The organism is Celeribacter sp. SCSIO 80788, assembly GCF_051054295.1.
GTDB lineage: Bacteria > Pseudomonadota > Alphaproteobacteria > Rhodobacterales > Rhodobacteraceae > Celeribacter.
Genome location: NZ_CP150482.1, coordinates 1222717 through 1241426, shown reverse-complemented (window position 1 = coordinate 1241426; position 18710 = coordinate 1222717). Strand labels below are relative to the sequence as shown.

The 18710-nt window shown below is 61.8% G+C and carries 17 protein-coding genes; 10 read left to right on the top strand and 7 right to left on the bottom strand.

From position 1 onward, the window contains the following. The first annotated feature begins 140 nt into the window (after positions 1-140). Positions 141-1370, top strand: coding sequence for a GTP-binding protein (locus V1471_RS06325; protein ID WP_434287511.1), 1230 nt, complete (start codon positions 141-143; stop codon positions 1368-1370). Positions 1371-1384: 14 nt separating this feature from the next. Continuing rightward, a complete protein-coding gene (locus V1471_RS06320; RefSeq protein ID WP_434287510.1) occupies positions 1385-2041 on the top strand; it encodes a DUF1826 domain-containing protein in 657 nt (218 codons plus the stop codon). 27 nt (positions 2042-2068) lie between these two features. On the opposite strand, the gene V1471_RS06315 is transcribed toward V1471_RS06320, so the two are convergent. Further along, a complete protein-coding gene (locus V1471_RS06315) occupies positions 2069-3277 on the bottom strand; it encodes a CobW family GTP-binding protein (RefSeq protein WP_434287509.1) in 1209 nt (402 codons plus the stop codon). A gap of 178 nt (positions 3278-3455) precedes the next feature. On the opposite strand from V1471_RS06315, the gene V1471_RS06310 reads away from it, so the two are divergent. From V1471_RS06310 to V1471_RS06285, 6 genes are read left to right on the top strand one after another with little or no spacing between them, the layout of a single operon-like run. After that, positions 3456-3977, top strand: coding sequence for a Fur family transcriptional regulator (locus V1471_RS06310; protein ID WP_434287508.1), 522 nt, complete (start codon positions 3456-3458; stop codon positions 3975-3977). Continuing rightward, a complete protein-coding gene (locus V1471_RS06305) occupies positions 3974-5020 on the top strand; it encodes a CobW family GTP-binding protein (RefSeq protein WP_434287507.1) in 1047 nt (348 codons plus the stop codon). Before V1471_RS06310 ends, V1471_RS06305 begins: the two co-directional genes overlap by 4 nt. A gap of 41 nt (positions 5021-5061) precedes the next feature. Continuing rightward, entirely contained in the window at positions 5062-5316 is a 255-nt protein-coding gene (gene yidD, locus V1471_RS06300) for a membrane protein insertion efficiency factor YidD (protein WP_434290874.1), read from the top strand. Further along, the gene (gene thrS / locus V1471_RS06295; RefSeq protein WP_434287506.1) at positions 5294-7264 is read left to right on the top strand and encodes a threonine--tRNA ligase; all 1971 of its coding nucleotides are present in this window, start codon (positions 5294-5296) and stop codon (positions 7262-7264) included. Before yidD ends, thrS begins: the two co-directional genes overlap by 23 nt. A gap of 20 nt (positions 7265-7284) precedes the next feature. After that, on the top strand, positions 7285-7728 hold the full coding sequence (locus V1471_RS06290) for a VOC family protein (RefSeq protein WP_434287505.1): 444 nt from the start codon (positions 7285-7287) through the stop codon (positions 7726-7728). Continuing rightward, a complete protein-coding gene (locus tag V1471_RS06285) occupies positions 7725-8804 on the top strand; it encodes a CobW family GTP-binding protein (RefSeq protein ID WP_434287504.1) in 1080 nt (359 codons plus the stop codon). Before V1471_RS06290 ends, V1471_RS06285 begins: the two co-directional genes overlap by 4 nt. Before the next feature lie 42 nt (positions 8805-8846). Here the strand turns inward: V1471_RS06285 and hisI are convergent, their stop codons facing one another. Further along, positions 8847-9323: a phosphoribosyl-AMP cyclohydrolase gene (hisI, locus tag V1471_RS06280; RefSeq protein ID WP_434287503.1), complete on the bottom strand. Its 477-nt coding sequence runs from the start codon at positions 9321-9323 to the stop codon at positions 8847-8849. Positions 9324-9769: 446 nt separating this feature from the next. Between hisI and V1471_RS06275 the strand changes: the two genes are divergently transcribed. Next, entirely contained in the window at positions 9770-12061 is a 2292-nt protein-coding gene (locus V1471_RS06275) for an Orn/Lys/Arg decarboxylase N-terminal domain-containing protein (protein ID WP_434287502.1), read from the top strand. A 76-nt stretch (positions 12062-12137) separates the two neighbouring features. On the opposite strand, the gene cysN is transcribed toward V1471_RS06275, so the two are convergent. Both cysN and cysD read right to left on the bottom strand, forming a co-directional pair. Next, positions 12138-14045 (bottom strand): sulfate adenylyltransferase subunit CysN, encoded by a 1908-nt coding sequence (cysN, locus tag V1471_RS06270; RefSeq protein WP_434287501.1) that lies wholly within the window; start codon positions 14043-14045, stop codon positions 12138-12140. A gap of 60 nt (positions 14046-14105) precedes the next feature. Then, a complete protein-coding gene (gene cysD / locus V1471_RS06265; RefSeq protein ID WP_434287500.1) occupies positions 14106-15008 on the bottom strand; it encodes a sulfate adenylyltransferase subunit CysD in 903 nt (300 codons plus the stop codon). Between the two features lie 101 nt (positions 15009-15109). Between cysD and V1471_RS06260 the strand changes: the two genes are divergently transcribed. Further along, the gene (locus V1471_RS06260) at positions 15110-16156 is read left to right on the top strand and encodes a helix-turn-helix transcriptional regulator (protein WP_434287499.1); all 1047 of its coding nucleotides are present in this window, start codon (positions 15110-15112) and stop codon (positions 16154-16156) included. 26 nt (positions 16157-16182) lie between these two features. Here the strand turns inward: V1471_RS06260 and V1471_RS06255 are convergent, their stop codons facing one another. The 3 genes from V1471_RS06255 to V1471_RS06245 all read right to left on the bottom strand — a co-directional run bounded on the left by V1471_RS06255 (position 16183) and on the right by V1471_RS06245 (position 18654). Then, positions 16183-16698 (bottom strand): hypothetical protein, encoded by a 516-nt coding sequence (locus V1471_RS06255; RefSeq protein WP_434287498.1) that lies wholly within the window; start codon positions 16696-16698, stop codon positions 16183-16185. Between the two features lie 180 nt (positions 16699-16878). Beyond that, positions 16879-17109: a hypothetical protein gene (locus V1471_RS06250; protein WP_434287497.1), complete on the bottom strand. Its 231-nt coding sequence runs from the start codon at positions 17107-17109 to the stop codon at positions 16879-16881. 189 nt (positions 17110-17298) lie between these two features. Beyond that, complete coding sequence (locus V1471_RS06245) at positions 17299-18654, bottom strand: polysaccharide biosynthesis/export family protein (protein WP_434287496.1); 1356 nt, start codon at positions 18652-18654, stop codon at positions 17299-17301. Positions 18655-18710: the final 56 nt, after the last annotated feature.

Sequence of the window (18710 nt, the reverse complement as noted above, 5' to 3'; positions counted from 1 at the left end):
TTTTGTGTTTGGGGCTTGGCGGTTAAGGGGATGTCGTCAGGGCCTCGGTGTTTCGCGTAGAGAGACTGAGAAACTTGTCATTGTGAGTTTCATTATTTCGGAATAGTTATGTTATAACATCTCCACTTTAAGGACATCGCATGACACGCCCAGCTCAGTCTCACAGCAAGGACACACGACTTCCGGTGACGGTTCTCTCAGGGTTTCTCGGGGCCGGGAAGACCACCTTGCTCAACCATGTGCTCAACAACCGCGAAGGCCGCCGGGTCGCGCTGATCGTCAACGATATGTCTGAGGTGAATATCGACGCCGATCTGGTGCGCGAAGGCTCGGAACTCAATCGCGCCGAGGAAAAACTTGTCGAAATGTCAAATGGCTGTATCTGCTGCACGCTGCGCGACGACCTGTTGCAAGGGGTGCGTCAGCTCGCCGAAGAAGGCCGGTTCGACTATCTTCTGATCGAAGGCACGGGGATCGCCGAGCCGCTGCCGGTGGCCGCGACCTTCGATTTTCGCGACGAGCAGGGGCAGAGCCTGTCGGATATTGCGCGGCTCGACACGATGGTGACGGTGGTCGATACGATCAACCTGACCGAGGATTTCAACAGCACCGATTTCATCGCGGATCGTGGCGAATCCCTTGGCGAGGAAGACGAGCGGTCGCTGGTCGATCTTTTGACCGATCAGATCGAGTTCGCCGATGTGATCGTGCTCAACAAGGTGACGGACGCGGGGCCCGAACGCGTCGAGCGCGCGCGGCAGATCGTCAAGGCGCTGAACCCGGACGCCAAGCTTATCGAGACCGATTACAGCGAGGTCGAAAGCCGCGAGATTTTCGACACCGGGCTGTTTGACTTTGACAAGGCGCAGGAACATCCGCTCTGGGCCAAGGAGCTTTACGGTTTTGCCAACCACGTCCCGGAGACTGAGGAATACGGCATTTCGTCTTTTGTCTATCATGAACGCCAGCCCTTCGATCCGGCGAAAATCCGCAAGGTTCTGATGGAGGGATTCCCCGGTGTGATCCGGGCCAAAGGCCATTTCTGGATCGCCACGCAACCGGACTGGGCCGTGGAGTTCAGCCTCGCGGGCGTAAAATCCTCCATCGTGCCTTTGGCGCGTTGGTGGGCCAGCGTGCCGTTCGAACGGATGCCGACCCACCCGGAGGCGCAGGCCGAGATCGCCCGCAACTGGGCCGAACCCTGGGGTGACCGGCGGCAGGAGATCGTGTTCATCGGCACCGATCTCGACCGGGAGGCGATCTGCGCGAAACTGAATTCCGCTTTGGTCGAGGCCTGGGATTACACCCCTGAAACTTGGTCGAAACTGCCCGATCCCTTCCCGAAATGGGGCGCGCGCCAGATGGCATGAGACAGGAGACAGCCATGAAAGATATGACGGAGCCATCGGCGGAGCGTGCGGCGGGCGACACCACCGTCGGCATTCTGCAAGGCAGCCGCTCGACGGTGCTCGCGCAGATCGGCCAAAGGGGCGTCGGCGCGACGATCTGGCAACGCCGCCTGCCACAGGCGCTCTCCGGCTGGCTCGGAGAGCTGTCTGTCGATCGCCTGCCGTCCCTGCGGGAAAAGGTGAGGGTGGGCGAAATCGCGGGCTGCCTGCGCGCGGCCTGTGCAGAGGCGGGCACGCCGGACGATCCGATGCGGGACGTCCTGATCGAAGACATCACACGCCTCGGAGGGCTCTTCTCCGACATGATGGGCGCGCCCAGACTTCGCCTGCGTCTCGACGCGATCCAGGGCGATGCCTGCACGCGCTTTCATGTCGATACGCTGCGGGCAAGGATGCTCTGCACCTATCGCGGGCCGGGCACGCAGTTCGCGCTTGGGGCGCCCGGCTCGGACCCGGAGGTGCCGGTGACGGACGCGGGCACAGGCTCGGTCGTGCTGATGCGCGGCAAGCTCTGGCCGGGCCACGAGATGCCGGGTGTGCTGCACCGCTCGCCGCCGATTTCGGGCACGGGGCAAACTCGGCTGGTTCTGGTCTTTGATCCTGTCGAGGACACGGAACTGGTCTGGCACTGAGCCCGGACAGATGCGCTTCAAGGCGGCTTACGTTGCCTTGAGGCGTGCCACGGTTGCAGGCCAGGGATCGTCAAACGGTTGCCCGTCGAGCCATGCGGCGATTTCCGCCTCGGTGCAGAAACAGTCCTGCAAGGCCGCAACGAACGCGTCCAGCCCGTCCTCATCCCCGATCACCGTCAGGCGACAATGCCGGTCGCCGAACAACGGATGCCTGCCCATGAGCTTGGCCTCCATCCCGGCGCGCTCTTCGGGCGAGAGGTTCAGGCTTTCGTCCTCCAACGTGCGGATTTTCCAGTAATTGATGATCTCAAGCCCGACGCTCCCGGCGCTCTGGTTCCACAGCAACACCAGCTCATCGCGGGTGGGCAGCCAGAAGAACCCTTTGCTGCGGTAAATGCCGACACCGAGGAATGTGTTGTACACATCCCAGAGCCGCTGCGGATGAAACGGGCGTGGATCGTCGATCACCCGGCTGTCGATGCGGTAGCTTTCGGGCTCCGCCATCTCGCCGCCATGGGTCTTGTCCCAATCGGTCAACTCGCGGCCAAGCGTTTCGACCCGCGCGTAGTCGTAGGGCGGCATGGCGAGCACCTGTTCGAGTTTGAGATTGCCCCATTGCATCCCGATGATGTCGGCATAGGGGTTGAGCGGATGGATCGCCTGCGCCACGGCTTGCAGCACATCGGCGGGCACCTTGTCGGTCTTGCTCAGCAGGATGCGGTTGGCGAACATGATCTGCTCGGCCAGAAGGTTCTCAAGGCCTCGTTTGCCTGCGGCGAGATTGCTGGACGCGCCTGCGTGGATGCTTTTGCCACTGTCGAAATCCTGCCAGAGCGCGCGGGTGTCGGCGACGGACAAAAAGCCGTGCAGCGCCACCTCTTTCATGTCTCGCAGCGCGGTCAAAAGCGGCCAGGGATGCGTGCTGCCGGAGGTTTCGACGATCAGATGTGTCACCTCGCCATCGGCGAGGACCTTCTCCACCGCTTCGCGCAGCCGCGCCTGTCCGCCTTTTGCGGCAATGCTGCCGGACGGAAGCGTCGCGAAATGCGGACTTTTGCGGGAGATCACCTCCGTCGTGTCCAGGATCGTGCCGTCGACGTCGAGCGTGCTCATCTCATTGACGATGACGCCCAGATGCACATCTTCGAGCCGCGCCGCCTGCATCAGGAAATTCTGCAACAGGGTGGTTTTCCCGGCACCGAGAAAGCCGTTCAGAATGGTGACGGGGATGGGCATCTGGGGGTCCTTGTTGTCTCGGAGATCGGGCAGGGGCGCGATCTGGCGCGGTTTGCATTGGCCTTATGCGGGCTGATTTATTTGTTATAGTATAACTAATCAATCCCAAGGGTGTCGGAAGATGCATTGCGTTCAAAAATGTAACGTTATAACATAACTTTTACACAAAGGACGTGACATGCTTGGCCATAACGGATCGCCACACCCTCTGAGAGACACGGCAATCTCCTTAGACCTCGCCGCCCGCAGCTGTGCGGAGCGGGGGCTGCGGTTTACGCCGTTGCGTCAATATGTGCTGGAGGCGCTTCTGGTGGCGGGGCGGCCGCTCGGAGCCTATGATCTGCTGCGCCTCCTGGGCGAACGGCTTGGGAGAGACGTGTCGCCGCCCACGGCCTATCGTGCGCTCGCATTTCTTCAGCACCATGGCTTTGTGAAACGGCTGGAGAGCTGTCGCTCCTTTGTGCCGACGATCAGACAGACAGCGCCTGAGACGGTGGATGAGACGGTGGATGAGACGGCCGGGGAGAGTGGCGTTTTTCTGATCTGCAACAGCTGTGGCACAACGGTCGAGATCGACGCGGAGGGGCTTGGCCCGATGTTGCTGAGCCATGCGCGCGCCTACGGCTTCCGTGTGAACCACAGCAGCCATGAATTGCAGGGCACCTGCGAGACCTGCCAGAGCAAAGGGGCCAAGCCATGACGGCTTTGGCTCCCGCGCCGGTCACGCTTCTGACCGGGTTTCTCGGCAGCGGCAAAACCACGGTGATGAACACTTTGCTGCGCCACCCGGGGTTTGCGCACACGGCGGTGATCGTCAATGAATTCGGCGAGATCGGGCTCGATCATGAGCTGGTGGTGTCGAGTACGGAAAGCATGGTTCTGTTGCAATCGGGCTGTCTGTGCTGTGCCATGCTGGGCGATCTGGTGGCGACTTTGCGGGACCTGTCGGAGCGGCGGGATGCAGGCGAGCTGGACTATGGTCGGGTGGTGATCGAAACCTCCGGTCTCGCCGATCCTGTGCCGATCCTGCACAGCCTGTTGACGGATCGCGCCGTGGCGCAGGATTTTATGATGGACGGGATCGTCGCAACCGTCGATGCCGCCACGGGGCTGCAAACGCTGGAGCGTCACGCGGAGGCCCGCCATCAGGTCGCGCTTGCGGAGCGGGTTTTGCTGACGAAAACGGATTTGCCCGAGGCGCAGGAAGGGGCTGTCCGCAGGGCGATCGCGGGGCTCAATCCCAACGCTCCGATCCAGACCGTGACCGACGGCGACGTCGATCCCGAGAGCCTTCTGGGACTTGGCTTTTTCAACCAACAGATGCGCTCCGATCAGATCGCGGACTGGCTCGCCTCACAGGACGGCACAGCGGCGGACGACAGCCATCTCCGGGACATCCGCGCGGTTTCCTATGTGCTCGACACCCCGGTCACCGCCAATCAGTTCGATTTCTGGATGGATTTGCTCATGGCGCGGTGCAGCGACGATATTCTGCGTATGAAGGGGCTTATTCACCTGACGGATATTCCGCATCCTTTCGTCGTGCATGGGGTGCAGCATATTTTTCACCCGCCGGTTCTGCTCCGGGATTGGCAGGGCGCGGATCGGCGCTCGAAATTCGTGATGATCGTGCGGGGCCTTCCGGACGCCGAGCTCGACGAGATGTTCGGAGCGCTCAGAGCCTTTCCGGCGGTCGAACATCGTTTTCCCGTTGGCTATCTGTCGGCGGAGGCCCCGGCATGAGATCGCTTTTGACCCTGCCGTCGCGGGCAGCAAGCGCCGCGATGATCGGCCTCGTGCGCGTCTATCAGATCGGCATATCGCCCTGGCTGGGCCATTCCTGCCGGTTTCAGCCAAGCTGTTCGGTCTATGCCATCGACGCCATCACCCGCTTTGGCCCGCTCAAAGGCGGGCTTTTGGCGACATGGCGCGTTTTGCGCTGCAACCCCTTCGGCGGGTCGGGGTACGACCCTGTCCCGCCATCTTCCAAACATCCTATCACCGAAGAGAGCCTCGATGATCCACATCACCCTGCCTGACGGCGCCGTCAAAGAATTTTCCGATCCTGTGACGGGGACGGAGCTTGCCACCGAAATTGCGCCGTCGCTGCGCAAGAAAGCCGCCGCTTTGGCGGTTGACGGCACGGTTTGCGATCTGGAAAGCCTGCTCGGTCGCGATGCGACGGTCGAAATCCTGCCCCGCACCGACCCGCGTGTCCTGCCGCTGATCCGCCATAGCTGCGCTCATGTTCTGGCCCAAGCGGTGCAGGACCTGTTCCCCGGGACGCAGGCCACCATCGGCCCGGTGATCGAACATGGGTTCTACTATGATTTTGCCGCCGAGCGCCCGTTCACCTCGGAGGACCTGCCAAAGATCGAAGCCAGGATGCGCGAGATCATCGCGCGCGGTGCTCCGATCCTGCGCGAGGAGTGGAGCCGCGAGCAGGCCCATGCGTTTTTCGCCAAACAGGGGGCAAGCTACAAGGAGCAGTTGATCGACGCGATCCCCGCAGATCAGCCGATCGGGATTTACATCCAGGGCGAGTGGCTCGATCTCTGCCGGGGGCCGCACCTGGCCTCCGTTGCGCAGATCGGCACGGCTTTCAAACTGACCCGTGTCGCCGGGGCCTATTGGCGCGGGGCGTCCGACAATGAGATGCTGTCGCGCATCTACGGCGTGGCCTTTGCCAGCGATGCGGATCTCAAGGCGCATCTGATCATGCTGGAGGAGGCCGGGAAACGCGATCACCGCAAGCTCGGACGCGAAATGGACCTCTATCATTTTCAGGAGGAAGCCCCGGGTGCGGTGTTCTGGCATCCCAAGGGCTGGGACATGTTCCAGACCCTGATCGGCTATATGCGCGAGAAACAGAACCGTGCGGGGTATCGGGAGGTCAACACTCCCGACATCATGGATCGCGGGCTGTGGGAGACCTCCGGGCATTGGCAGAATTACCGCGAAAACATGTTCCTGACCAAGACCGAGGATGAGCGCGAATTTGCTCTCAAACCGATGAACTGCCCCGGTCACATGCTGATGTACCGTCACACCAACCGCAGCTATCGCGAGTTGCCTCTGAAACTCGCAGAGTTCGGCAAGGTGCATCGCTATGAACCCTCGGGCGCGCTGCACGGGCTGATGCGGGTGCGGTCGTTTACGCAGGACGACGCACATATTTTCTGTACGCCCGATCAGTTGACCGAGGAATGCCTCAAGGTGAACAATCTGATCCTGTCGATCTATCGCGACTTCGGATTCGAGGACATCCGCATCAAACTCTCGACCCGGCCGGAGAACCGCATCGGTTCCGAAGAGGTCTGGGACAAATCCGAGAACGCGTTGCGTGAGGCGCTGGAGGCCGCCGGGCAGCCCTATACGATTTTCGAAGGCGAGGGGGCGTTTTACGGGCCGAAGCTCGAGTATGTTCTGCGCGACGCCATCGGACGGGATTGGCAATGCGGCACGCTTCAGGTCGATTTCAACCTGCCGGAACGCTTCGGCGCGACCTATGTGGCGGCCAGCGGCGAGAAAGAAGCGCCGGTTCTGCTCCACCGCGCGATGTTTGGGTCGCTCGAACGCTTCACCGGTATTCTCGTCGAACATTTCGCAGGCCATCTGCCGCTCTGGCTGGCGCCGGTGCAGGCGATGGTGGCGACGATCACCTCGGAGGCGGACGGGTGGGCCAATGAGGTCGCTGACAGGCTTCGGGCCGAGGGGCTGAAGGTCGGGACCGACCTGCGCAACGAAACCATTGCCTACAAGGTGCGCGAACATTCCCTGAGCAAACTGCCGATGGTTCTGGTGGTGGGGGCGCGCGAGGCGGAAGAGGGCAGCGTGTCCCTGCGCCGTCTGGGCGCGAAGGGCAGCAAAAGCTATACGCTCGACGAGATCACACAGCTGATTCTGACAGAGGCAGAGCCGCCCGCTCTGAGCGTATCGGAAAAAGCCGTGGCGGAGCGGGAAAGCGCCGAAGCCGTTCCGGTATAATCCGGCAGTCAGAGGGACACATGTTCAGCCATATCATTCTCGGGGCGCGCGACCTCGATCTCCTGACCGGGTTCTATGACCGGGTGCTCGCCCCCATGGGTCTTGTCCGCGAAGAGGCTGAGGAGGATGGCGGCCCCGCAGGTCGGCTCTGGGTTCGCCCCGGGGAAGCATGGCCGCAATTCTGGGTCCAGCTGCCGTGGAACGGCGCGCCTGCCAGCGCGGGGAACGGCGGGCAGGTGAGCTTTGCCGCACCTTCGCAGGCGGCGGTCGATGCGGCATGGCAGGCGGCCATGGCTGCGGGAGGGCAGGACGAGGGCGGCCCCGGTCTGCGTCCGCAGTACGCAGCGGATTATTACGGGGCCTATTGCCGCGATCCCGAAGGCAACAAGCTGTGTTTTGTCCATGTCTCGGCGTTCAGCGCAAAGGCGCCCCGCGACACAGATTCCGAAGGAGGCCCTGCATGACCCGGCAGACGGACCGGAGACCAAAGGGACGCATTCCCGTTTATCTGCTCACCGGGTTTCTCGGCGCAGGCAAGACCACCTTGCTCAACCGGCTACTGGCGCAGCCGGGCATGCAGGACACGGCGCTGATCATCAATGAATTCGGACTTGTCCCCGTCGATCACGATCTCGTTCGCGAAGGACAGGAGCGTCCGGTGGTGACCACGACAGGCTGCATCTGCTGCTCGGTCGGAAGCGATCTGCGCCGCTCCCTCGACAGTCTGCTTGTCGGGCGTCGGCGCGGTGAGCTGCCCCCCTTTTCGCGCGTCATCGTCGAAACCACAGGGCTCGCAGATCCGGCACCGATCATCAACAGCCTGATCCCCGGTGGGATCACCGCGGTGTCGCTGAGCGATCATGCGGTGGCGCGGGCGTTCGAACTGGCCTCTGTGCTCACGGTCGTCGATGTGGAGGGCATCGGGGCGGCGCTTGCGCAGCATCCCGAGAGCCTGCGCCAGATCGCCTTTGCCGATCAGATCGTGCTGAGCCACACCGATCAGACCTCTGCGGGCGACTGGCCGGAGCGGCTCCGGGCGCTGAACCCGTCGCTGCGCTTTGTGGATGCGGCCCGGGACGGGGTCGATCCGAAACTGCTGTTGCGACCGGGGAGCTATTCGGCCTTTGGCAAGGGCGAGGATGTTTCTGCCTGGCTGGCCGCTGAGGCCGGGCGCGAGGCGGGCGGCGGGCATTTTCACGATCTGAACCGCCATGGCGATGTTCTGGCCGTGCCGCTCACCAGCGATCAGCCGCTCGATCGCGATGCCCTGCGCCGTTTTCTGAACCGGCTGGTGACGACGCCGGGCAATGGGGTGCTGCGGATCAAGGGGCTTGTGGCGCTCAAAGAGGCGCCGGAGCGGCCTGCGGTGATCCATGTGGTGCAGCACCGGATTTACCCGATGAGTGAGCTGGAGCGCTGGCCGGAAGGGATGCGCGAGAGCCGCCTTGTGGTGATCGGCACCGGGCTCGATGCAGAGGCGTTGCGCCGTCAGTTTGCAGAGCTCTCGAGGGCGGTGCGCCCGGTGTTTCCCATGATGTGAGGCGGGGCATGCGGCCGTCCGGCTTGCATGCCCCACAAGCTGTCAAAGCCGGGTCGGGTTGGGCGCATCGCCATAGACGGCGAGCGGATCGAAGACCTTTTCGCTTTCCTCGAACCTGAGTGTTGGCGCCCCCGTGCCGCCCAGCGGAACCGAGCGGTAAAAGCACGACCGATAACCAACATGGCAGCTTGCGCCGCCGTTGATCGCGACCCGAAGCCAGATCGCATCCTGATCGTCGTCGATCCGCATTTCGACGATCTTCTGCACCAGCCCGCTGGTCGCGCCCTTGTGCCAGAGGCAGCTGCGCGAGCGGCTCCAGTAATGCGCCTCGCCGGTTTCGATGCTGCGGCTCAGCGCATCCGGCGACATCACCCCCATCATCAGAACCTCTCCGCTCTCATGATCGGTGGTGATCACGGGGATAAAGCCGTCGGCGTTGAATTTCGGTGCCAGATCCGTGCCTTCTTCGACCTGCAAAACAGAGGTGCGTGGGGCGAATTCGGTCGAAGATTTGATCATTGCAGCTTTCCGTTCCTTTTGTTGGTTTTGTTATAATATTACACACCCTCGCCGCATGACGGAAAGAGGAAAATCATCACAGGCCCGGCTCAGTCGCACAGCAAGGACACAGGCCTGCCGGAGACGGATGCGAGGACCCCGAACGCGAGGCGGAGCGCGACCGATCCGCTCGGGCGACGATGTCGGTCGCTGAAACCCGGATGCCGTCTGTGCCGGAGTGCGGGCCGGGGGAGAGAGCGGAAAATCTCTGCCGAGATCGACACAAATGAGCGCGGTCTCTTGACGGCGGATGCGGTGAGGGGAAAAACAGTCCCGAACCTAAAGCGTCACGCCTTTAACCTGAGGCATCAGATAAAGGTGAGCCGCGTGCAATGCGTATATCTTACAGCGCTCCGCCAAAAGCTGTGTCTCAGGTTTTTGGCGGAGCGCTTTAACTCGGAGACATCATGAAGTTCCGTTTTCCCATTGTCATCATCGACGAAGATTTTCGCTCCGAGAACACCTCTGGTCTCGGAATTCGTGCTCTGGCCGATGCGATCGAGGTCGAAGGCTTCGAGGTGCTGGGGGTGACCAGCTACGGTGATCTCAGCCAGTTCGCCCAACAACAAAGCCGCGCCTCGGCCTTTGTCTTGTCGATCGACGACGAGGAATTCAGCCCGGGGCCCGATCTCGATCCGGTCGTGGTGAACCTGCGCAAGTTTATCGAGGAGGTGCGCTGGAAAAACGCCGATGTGCCGATCTATGTCTATGGCGAAACGAAAACCTCGCGGCATTTGCCGAACGACATTCTGCGCGAGCTGCACGGCTTTATCCATATGTTCGAGGACACGCCGGATTTCGTCGCCAAGCACATCATCCGCGAGGCGAAATCCTATCTCGAAAGCATCCAGCCGCCGTTCTTCAAGGCGTTGCTGGATTACGCCGAGGACGGGTCGTATTCGTGGCACTGTCCGGGGCATTCCGGCGGTGTCGCCTTTCTGAAATCGCCCATCGGCCAGATGTATCACCAGTTCTACGGCGAAAACATGCTGCGCGCGGACGTGTGCAATGCGGTCGAGGAACTGGGCCAGCTTCTGGATCATAACGGGGCCATCGGCGCGTCGGAGCGCAATGCGGCGCGGATTTTCAATGCCGATCACTGTTTCTTCGTCACGAATGGCACCTCCACGTCGAACAAGATGGTCTGGCACCACACGGTGGCGCCGGGCGACGTGGTGGTGGTGGACCGCAACTGTCACAAGTCGATCCTGCATTCGATCATCATGTGCGGTGCGATCCCGGTGTTCCTGAAACCGACCCGCAACCATTGGGGCATCATCGGCCCGATCCAGCGCTCGGAATTCGAACCGGAGGCGATCAAGGCGAAGATGGCGGCGAACCCGCTTTTGGAAGGTTATGACATCGACAAGGTCAAGCCGCGCATCCTGACGCTGACCCAGTCGACCTATGACGGGGTTTTGTACAACACCGAGGTGATCAAGAGCCTGCTGGACGGCTGGGTGGAGAACCTGCATTTCGACGAAGCCTGGCTGCCGCATGCGGCTTTCCATTCCTTCTATGGCCAGTATCACGCCATGGGGCGCAAACGCGAGCGGACCAGAACATCCGTGACCTATGCGACGCAATCGGTGCACAAGCTTCTGGCCGGGATTTCGCAGGCGAGCCATGTGTTGGTGCAGGATGCCGTCGAGACCAAACTGGACCGGGCTTTGTTCAACGAAGCCTATCTCATGCACACCTCGACCAGCCCGCAATATTCGATCATCGCCTCCTGCGATGTCGCCGCCGCAATGATGGAGCCGCCGGGCGGCACGGCCTTGGTCGAGGAGAGCATCGTCGAAAGTCTCGAATTCCGCCGCGCCATGATGAAGGTCGACGAGGAATATGGCGAGGACTGGTGGTTCAAGGTCTGGGGGCCGGACGATTTCGACCACAATCAGGACGGCATGGGCCGCACCCGCGACTGGGTTCTGAAAAAGACCGATGCGGAAGGGGTGGAACCCACCGGTTCGGACAGCTGGCACGGGTTCGGCGACATGGCGCCGGGATTCAACATGCTCGACCCGATCAAGGCGACCATCGTCACCCCCGGGCTGAACATCGACGGCCAGTTCGACGCGGCCGGTATCCCGGCCTCCATCGTGTCGAAATATCTCGCCGAACATGGCGTCGTGGTGGAAAAGACCGGGCTCTATTCCTTCTTCATCCTGTTCACCATCGGCATCACCAAGGGGCGCTGGAACACGCTTCTGGCGGCGCTTCAGCAGTTCAAGGACGATTACGACCGCAACCAGCCGCTGTGGCGGGTGATGCCGGAATTTGCCGCCGCACAACCGCGCTACGAGCGCATGGGGCTCAAGGACCTGAGCCAGCATGTGCATGAACTGTATGCCAAATATGATGTGGCGCGGCTCTCGACCGAGATTTACCTGAGCGACCACCACCCGGCGATGACGCCCTCGGACGCTTTCGCCTGCATCGCCCGGCGCAAGACGGAGCGGGTGGCGATCGACGATCTCGAAGGCCGCATCACCACCAGCCTTGTGACACCCTATCCGCCGGGCATCCCGCTGTTGATCCCGGGGGAGGTGTTCAACGCCAAGATCGTCGCCTATCTCCGGTTCAACCGCGAGTTTGCCCGCGAATGTCCGGGGTTCGAGACGGATATCCACGGTCTCGTCGTCGAGAAGGACGAAGATGGGGTGACGTCCTATTTCGCGGATTGCGTGGCCGGGTAACCCCCGGACAATTCCACCGTTCAGTGCAAAAAACTTGCCCGCAGCTTGACATTCAAAGCTGCGGGCAAGGGGTCGGTTACGGGATCAGGCGGGCGATGATGGCGTCTGCCGCTTCTTCCGGCGTCATCAGCGTGGTGTCGATCCGAATTTCCGGGGCTTCCGGATGTTCATAGGGGCTGTCGATCCCGGTGAAGTTCTTCAACTCTCCGGCACGTGCCTTGGCATAAAGCCCTTTCACATCGCGCCCCTCGGCCACTTCCAGCGGCGTGTCGACGAAAATCTCCATGAACTCGCCCGGTTGCATCATCGAACGCACCATGTTGCGTTCCGAGCGGAAGGGCGAAATGAACGCGGTGATCACGATCAGACCGGCATCGGTCATCAGCTTGGCCACCTCGCCGATCCGGCGGATATTTTCGATCCGGTCGGCTTCGGTAAAGCCCAGATCCTTGTTCAGCCCGTGCCGCACGTTGTCGCCGTCCAGAAGGAAGGTGTGGCGGTTCATCCGCGCCAGCTTGAGCTCGACGATGTTTGCAATCGTCGATTTGCCGGAGCCGGAGAGACCGGTGAGCCACAGAACGGCGGGTTTCTGGTGCTTCATCGAGGCGTGGTGTTCGCGACCGATGTCGGTGGCTTGCCAGTGGATGTTCTGGGCGCGGCGCAGGGCGAAATGGATCATGCCCGCCGCCACCGTCTGATTGGTGATCTTGTCGATCAGGATGAAGCCGCCGAGATCGCGGGAGGTGTTGTAAGACGCGAAGGGAATTTCGCGGTCGGTCGTGATATTCGCGACGCCGATGGCGTTGAGATCCAGCGTCTTGGACGCGAGATGCTCCTGCGTGTTGACGTTCACCTCGTATTTCGGCTCATGCACCGTGGCGGACACGGTCTGGGTGCCGATCTTCATCCAATAGGCGCGACCCGGCAGGAGGTTGTGCTCGTCCATCCACACCAGCGTGGTTTCGAACTGGTCGGCCACCTCAAGCGGCGACTGGGCGGCGACGATGACCTGACCGCGCGAACAGTCGATCTCATCGGCGAGCGTGAGCGTGATGGATTCACCCGCCACGGCCAGATCGCGGTCGCCGTCGAAGGTCACGATGCGCGCCACGGTCGAGGTCTTGCCCGAGGGCAGCACCCGAACTTCATCGCCGGGCTTCACAACGCCGGAGGCAATCAGGCCGGAGAAGCCGCGGAAATCGAGGTTCGGACGGTTGACCCACTGAACCGGCATGCGGAACGGGCCGTCCTGTTCGATGCTGTCCTGCAATTCGACGGTTTCCAGAAGCGGCAGAAGGGCGGTGCCTGTGTACCACGGTGTGTTTTCGCTCGGGCCGGTGATGTTGTCGCCCTTGAAGCCGGAAATCGGGATTGCGGTGAAACTGTCGATGCCGATGCTGTCGGCAAAGCTCTTGTAGTCGGAGACGATCTTGTCGAACTCGGCCTGATCGTAGCCCACGAGGTCCATTTTGTTGACCGCAAGGACAACGTGGCGAATGCCCAGAAGCTTGACGATATAGCTGTGACGGCGGGTCTGGGTCAGGATGCCCTTGCGCGCGTCGATCAGGATCACGGCGAGATCGGCGGTCGAGGCGCCGGTCACCATGTTGCGGGTGTATTGTTCGTGGCCGGGCGTGTCGGCGACGATGAATTTACGCTTCTCGGTGGCGAAAAAGCGGTACGCGACGTCGATGGTGATGCCCTGTTCCCGCTCGGCGGCCAGACCGTCCACGAGCAGCGCGAAGTCGATCTCCTCGCCCTGGGTGCCGGAGCGTTTGCTGTCGGCTTCGAGAGCGGCGAGCTGATCTTCGAAGATCATCTTGGAATCGTAGAGCAGGCGGCCGATCAGCGTGGATTTGCCGTCATCGACGGAGCCACAGGTGATGAACCGCAGCATGGTCTTGTGCTGGTGGGTTTCGAGATATTTGTCGATGTCCTCGGCGATCAGCGCGTCGGTTTTGTAGATGGGGTCCGGGGTCGTCATGCGAATATGTACCTAAACTGGGAGGAAAGACGGGCGACTGGCGCGGCGCTTTGGGCGCGCTCAGAAATAGCCTTCCTGTTTTTTCTTCTCCATCGAGGCGGCCTGATCGTGGTCGATCGCACGGCCCTGACGCTCGGAGGTGGTGGTCAGAAGCATCTCCTGAATCACCTCGGGAAGCGTTTTCGCCTCGCTCTCAACGGCCCCGGTCAGCGGGTAGCAGCCGAGCGTGCGGAAACGCACCGAACGCATCACCGGTTCCTCGCCATTCAGAGGGAAACGGTCGTCGTCCACCATGAGGATCAGCCCGTCGCGGACAACGGTCGGGCGCGGGGCGGAGAAATAGAGCGGCACAATCTCGATGCCCTCAAGGTGAATGTATTGCCAGATGTCCAGCTCGGTCCAGTTGGAGATCGGGAAGACCCGCACGCTCTCACCCTTGGCCTTGCGCGCGTTGTAGAGGTTCCAAAGCTCCGGGCGCTGGTTCTTCGGGTCCCAGCGGTGATTGGCAGAGCGGAAGGAGAAGACGCGTTCCTTGGCACGGGCCTTTTCCTCGTCCCGGCGCGCCCCCCCGAAGGCGGCGTCAAAGCCGTATTTGTCGAGCGCCTGTTTCAGACCCTCGGTCTTCCACATGTCGGTGTGCAGCGAGCCGTGATCGAACGGGTTGATGTCGCGTTCCTTGGCCTCCGGGTTCTGATAGACCAGCAATTCCATGCCCGCGTCTTTCGCCGCCTTGTCGCGCAGCTTGTACATGTCCTGGAATTTCCAGGTCGTATCCACATGCAAAAGCGGGAAGGGCGGCGGCGACGGGTAAAACGCCTTTTTCGCCAGATGCAGCATCACGGCGCTGTCCTTGCCGACGCTGTAGAGCATGACGGGATTCTCGGCCTCGGCCACCACTTCACGCATGATGTGGATGCTTTCGGCTTCGAGCTTCTGGAGATGGGTGAGGGTTTTGCTGGCCATAAGGCCCTCTCTGATCTTCTGAATTGAATGTTCTGCCCATTTAATCTTATCTGACGTTAAGGGAACCCCCCATATGGGGGGTCTCATGGGGATGTGCGCTGATGTCGAACGAAACTTACCTTCTGACAACCTTGATGTCGGCGGCAATCGGCCGATCCCCGGAGCCAGATTTGTCCGAGGCGGGGACGAGCTGGGCGGATTTCCTGACGGCTCTCGCCGAGATCACCCATGCCGACACAGCGAAAATGTATCTGATTGAAAACGGCCAGCCTGTCGCCTGCTGGCAGGTGGGGGAAGATTGGGCCGGACCGGACATCTCCGAGAGCGGTCAGATGCGCACGAGCCGGGTTTATTCTCAGTTCGATCTGCCGTCCGGCCTCGGGGCGGAGGCCACCCTCTGTCCTCTGCGCGCCATACGATGGCGGATCGCGCAAAACAGCTGGGGCGTGCTTCTTCTCAGGCGCCGTGACGAGGATTTTCGAGCCATCGACGGGCAGCACCTGTCGAACCTTCTGCCCTATCTCGCCCCGGCGGTTCAGGGCTGGCAGAGGCTCCGTCAGGAGCGCGCGCACGGGGTCCTCGCGCATCGGGTGTCTGCCGGATTGGGCGCAGGATGGATTTTGTTCAGCCGCTCGGGGCAGGTCGCCTCCATGGCCCCGGGGCTGGCCGGACGGCTTGAAGCGCTGGCGGGCATTCGGCTGAGTGCGGAGGGGTGGCTTTTGTTCCCGGCGTCGCATGCAGGCGGCTTGCGGGAGGCCTTGAGCGCCTTGACGGCGGGCGAAACCGGGCCGCAGATCCTCTGGCTTTCAACCGCCCCACCGGTGCAGATGGTGCTGTCGGTCGAGGAGTATGCCGGGTTTCCCGAAGTGGTGGGCCGTGTGCGGCATGAGGTGACTGCCAGCCATCTGCCGCTCACCTGGATCATGTCCGCATTCCATCTGAACCGGAGCGAAGCCCGGCTTGCGGTCGCCCTGTGCGACGGGCTGAGCCTGTCTGAGGCTGCGGGCCAGTTGGGCTGGACCGTTGAGACCGCCCGAAGCAACTCGAAGCGGCTCTTCGCCCGGATGGGGGTCTCGGGGCAGGCCGATGTTGTGCGTGCCCTTCTCAGAAGTGCGGTTTGGCTGGGGCCGGACCCGGGCGTCGCCTGAAGGATGGTCCTCGCCCGGCCTTGTTTTCACTCACATTTTTGGACACCGAGTCTGATGAGTTCGGCGCCGGAGATGTGTGCTGGGCTGTAGGTTTTGTACCTTGCCTTTGTCATGTACCAGTGGCGGATTTCTGGGGGGTAATGAGAGGCGATGAATTTGGACCATTGGTCGAACTCCTCGGGAGTGAGTTTTTGTCCGAACCTGTAGGGGCCGTGGAAGCCGAAGCTGGCTTGCGGTGAGACGCAGACATTGTCGGCGCCGAGGAACATTGTGCAGCTCGACAGGCAGGCGCCGCGGCGGATTTCGACGCGTTGGCTGAGTCTGTTGATTTCTTCGATTTCGTTGTAGCGGGCGCGGACGCTGCCGCCCGGGTCGCCGTTGATGACGATCGTTGCGCCGGGCTGTTGCGATTTTGGCCGGGCGGCCTGTGCGCTGGTGCTCCAGAGGGAGAGGCACAGGGTCAAGGCGAGAAGGGGCGCGACAAGGGCGCACAGGTTTCTGGCGCGCGCCGAGGGCGCACGGACGGTCGGTTCGGAAAACATGAAATCACCCCACGTGACAAGTCGGGGGTGTTCTCACCCCGGAACACCGATCCCCATCGGTTCAGGTGGGATTAGAGCAGAGAAAGCCTAAGGAAGTGTTGATCCGGTGCGCGGCGGACAACGGAAAAGGCACCCGGGGAGGGTGCCTTTTCTATCTTCTCCGAACGCGTCTCGAGCGGCTTAGTTGGTCGAGGTTGTGCTGGTTGTGCTGGTCGAGGAGCTGCCGCCTCCGTTCGCCAGCGCCACCCCCAGAAGACCGATGGTCGGTGCCAGCAGGGGCAGCAAGTTCTGCACATCGCCCGGGGGCGGCAGACGGATCTCATCGCCATTCGGCTCGCCCGTGTCCTGAGCGAAGGCCGCGGGGGCGGAGAGGGCGAGAGCGGACATCAGCAAAACGGCATATTTGGACATGGTGTACTCACTATATTGATGGAAACTGCCCCGGAAACTTCAGGGGCAGTGTTTCAACCTTAACGATAGCATACGCGATTCAGGCTCCGATGGCATCGAAAAACGTGTCGTTCCTGTTTTTTCGCACCGGTTTGCCGGTCTTGCGCAAAAAATAGCGCAGACTGGCTCAGAATTATGCGCGCGCCTTTCCTATTCGAGCGCGGTCAGGCCTCTGTTGATGAGCGCAGGCGTGATCTGGCTGATGGTGCGGTTCCATTTCGTGACGGGTTGTTCGGCGACAAAGATGATGTCGTTGGGACGCAATTCGAACCGTGCGGCCAGGGTGAGAGAGGCGGCGTTCTTCGTGTTCAGCTGCCAGGCGGTGAGGGCATCGAAGGCCATCGGGTCTTCCGAGCCGCGCAGCACGTAGATATGTCTGGGATCTGCGGTTTGAATGGCGAGCCCTCTGCCGCCCTCATAGAGCGCGTCGGCCAGGCTGGCTTGCCGTCCGAGCGGGAGGGTGAAGCGGCCCTGCTGTCTGACTTCGCCGGTCAGATAGACATAGTCCCGTTGGGTGGCATCCAGCGCGACTTGCGCCTGATAATTGGAGCGGGCTTCTTCGAGTTGCCCGCGACGCAGCGAGACTTCGGTCTGCAATTGCGACAGGGCGGAGCTTCGCGCGCCCTGACGATATTCGGCGAGTTGAATCTGTTGCGCGAAATACGCGGAGGCCTGATCCAGCTGATAGGTGTCATCGACAAAGACGCTGTCGCCGGCCAGAAGGGGGATCTTCTGAATGCGGCTGTTGGCGTAGAGCGCTTCGAGCGGCACCTGGTAGATCGTGCCATCGCGGTAAATCCGCACGGAGGTGTAACCGAGGCTTGCGGCGGTTGTGCCGCCGACCTGTGCCAGGGCTTCGTCGAGATAGAGCGGCGTCAGAGTGACGGGGATCACGCCGGGGGCGGAGACCGCGCCGCCGATGGAGACTTTCTTGGAGTTGAACTGGGAGATCTCAAGGCTGAAGGTCGGTTCGATCTGCGCGGCGACGAGACTTTGGAACAGGGTCGCTTCGGCCTCTTCGAGGGTCAGCCCGGCAATGGCCACACGGCCGACATCGGGGATGGCGATGCTGCCGTCATCCTGGACGGTATAGCCCTGGCGGCTGTTCTGGGCGGCCAGCAGGCCGGAGAGTTCCTCGATCGAGGTGCCGGTGGGCGTTGCGAGCAAGACCACGTCTCCGATGCCGATTTTATAGGGTTGCGCGGCGGTTGCGGGGGGCAGGCGTGTTTCCAGCGCGCCGGGTCGGGTTTGCGCGGTATACGCCGGTTCGGGCACGTCTCCGGTGCCGCGCAGCCCGCTGCCGGTCCCGGCGGTGGTTTTGAACGCCGCAGGCAGGTCGTGTGGTGTATAGGCGGAGCGATTGGCGATCATCACGGATTGGGGGGTGACATCGACGACACGGACTTTGGCCTCGTTCGTTGTGCCGGAAACCACCCGCTGACTGTGATAGGCGGCGCCGCAGGACGAGAGCGCGAGGGTCGTGATAAAAGCAACTGCAATACGCAACGGGTCAGTCCTTGTTCAAAGTCACGGCGTGAGAGTGTCATAGCGAAAAACGACGG

Coding starts and splice junctions, on each gene's coding strand:
- V1471_RS06275 (WP_434287502.1), top strand. CDS start 9,770: ATGAAGTTCCGTTTTCCCATTGTCATCATCGACGAAGATTTTCGCTCC.
- thrS (WP_434287506.1), top strand. CDS start 5,294: ATGATCCACATCACCCTGCCTGACGGCGCCGTCAAAGAATTTTCCGAT.
- V1471_RS06290 (WP_434287505.1), top strand. CDS start 7,285: ATGTTCAGCCATATCATTCTCGGGGCGCGCGACCTCGATCTCCTGACC.
- cysD (WP_434287500.1), bottom strand. CDS start 15,008: ATGGCCAGCAAAACCCTCACCCATCTCCAGAAGCTCGAAGCCGAAAGC.
- V1471_RS06320 (WP_434287510.1), top strand. CDS start 1,385: ATGAAAGATATGACGGAGCCATCGGCGGAGCGTGCGGCGGGCGACACC.
- V1471_RS06310 (WP_434287508.1), top strand. CDS start 3,456: ATGCTTGGCCATAACGGATCGCCACACCCTCTGAGAGACACGGCAATC.
- yidD (WP_434290874.1), top strand. CDS start 5,062: ATGATCGGCCTCGTGCGCGTCTATCAGATCGGCATATCGCCCTGGCTG.
- V1471_RS06285 (WP_434287504.1), top strand. CDS start 7,725: ATGACCCGGCAGACGGACCGGAGACCAAAGGGACGCATTCCCGTTTAT.
- V1471_RS06305 (WP_434287507.1), top strand. CDS start 3,974: ATGACGGCTTTGGCTCCCGCGCCGGTCACGCTTCTGACCGGGTTTCTC.
- V1471_RS06250 (WP_434287497.1), bottom strand. CDS start 17,109: ATGTCCAAATATGCCGTTTTGCTGATGTCCGCTCTCGCCCTCTCCGCC.
- V1471_RS06325 (WP_434287511.1), top strand. CDS start 141: ATGACACGCCCAGCTCAGTCTCACAGCAAGGACACACGACTTCCGGTG.
- hisI (WP_434287503.1), bottom strand. CDS start 9,323: ATGATCAAATCTTCGACCGAATTCGCCCCACGCACCTCTGTTTTGCAG.
- cysN (WP_434287501.1), bottom strand. CDS start 14,045: ATGACGACCCCGGACCCCATCTACAAAACCGACGCGCTGATCGCCGAG.
- V1471_RS06315 (WP_434287509.1), bottom strand. CDS start 3,277: ATGCCCATCCCCGTCACCATTCTGAACGGCTTTCTCGGTGCCGGGAAA.
- V1471_RS06260 (WP_434287499.1), top strand. CDS start 15,110: ATGTCGAACGAAACTTACCTTCTGACAACCTTGATGTCGGCGGCAATC.
- V1471_RS06255 (WP_434287498.1), bottom strand. CDS start 16,698: ATGTTTTCCGAACCGACCGTCCGTGCGCCCTCGGCGCGCGCCAGAAAC.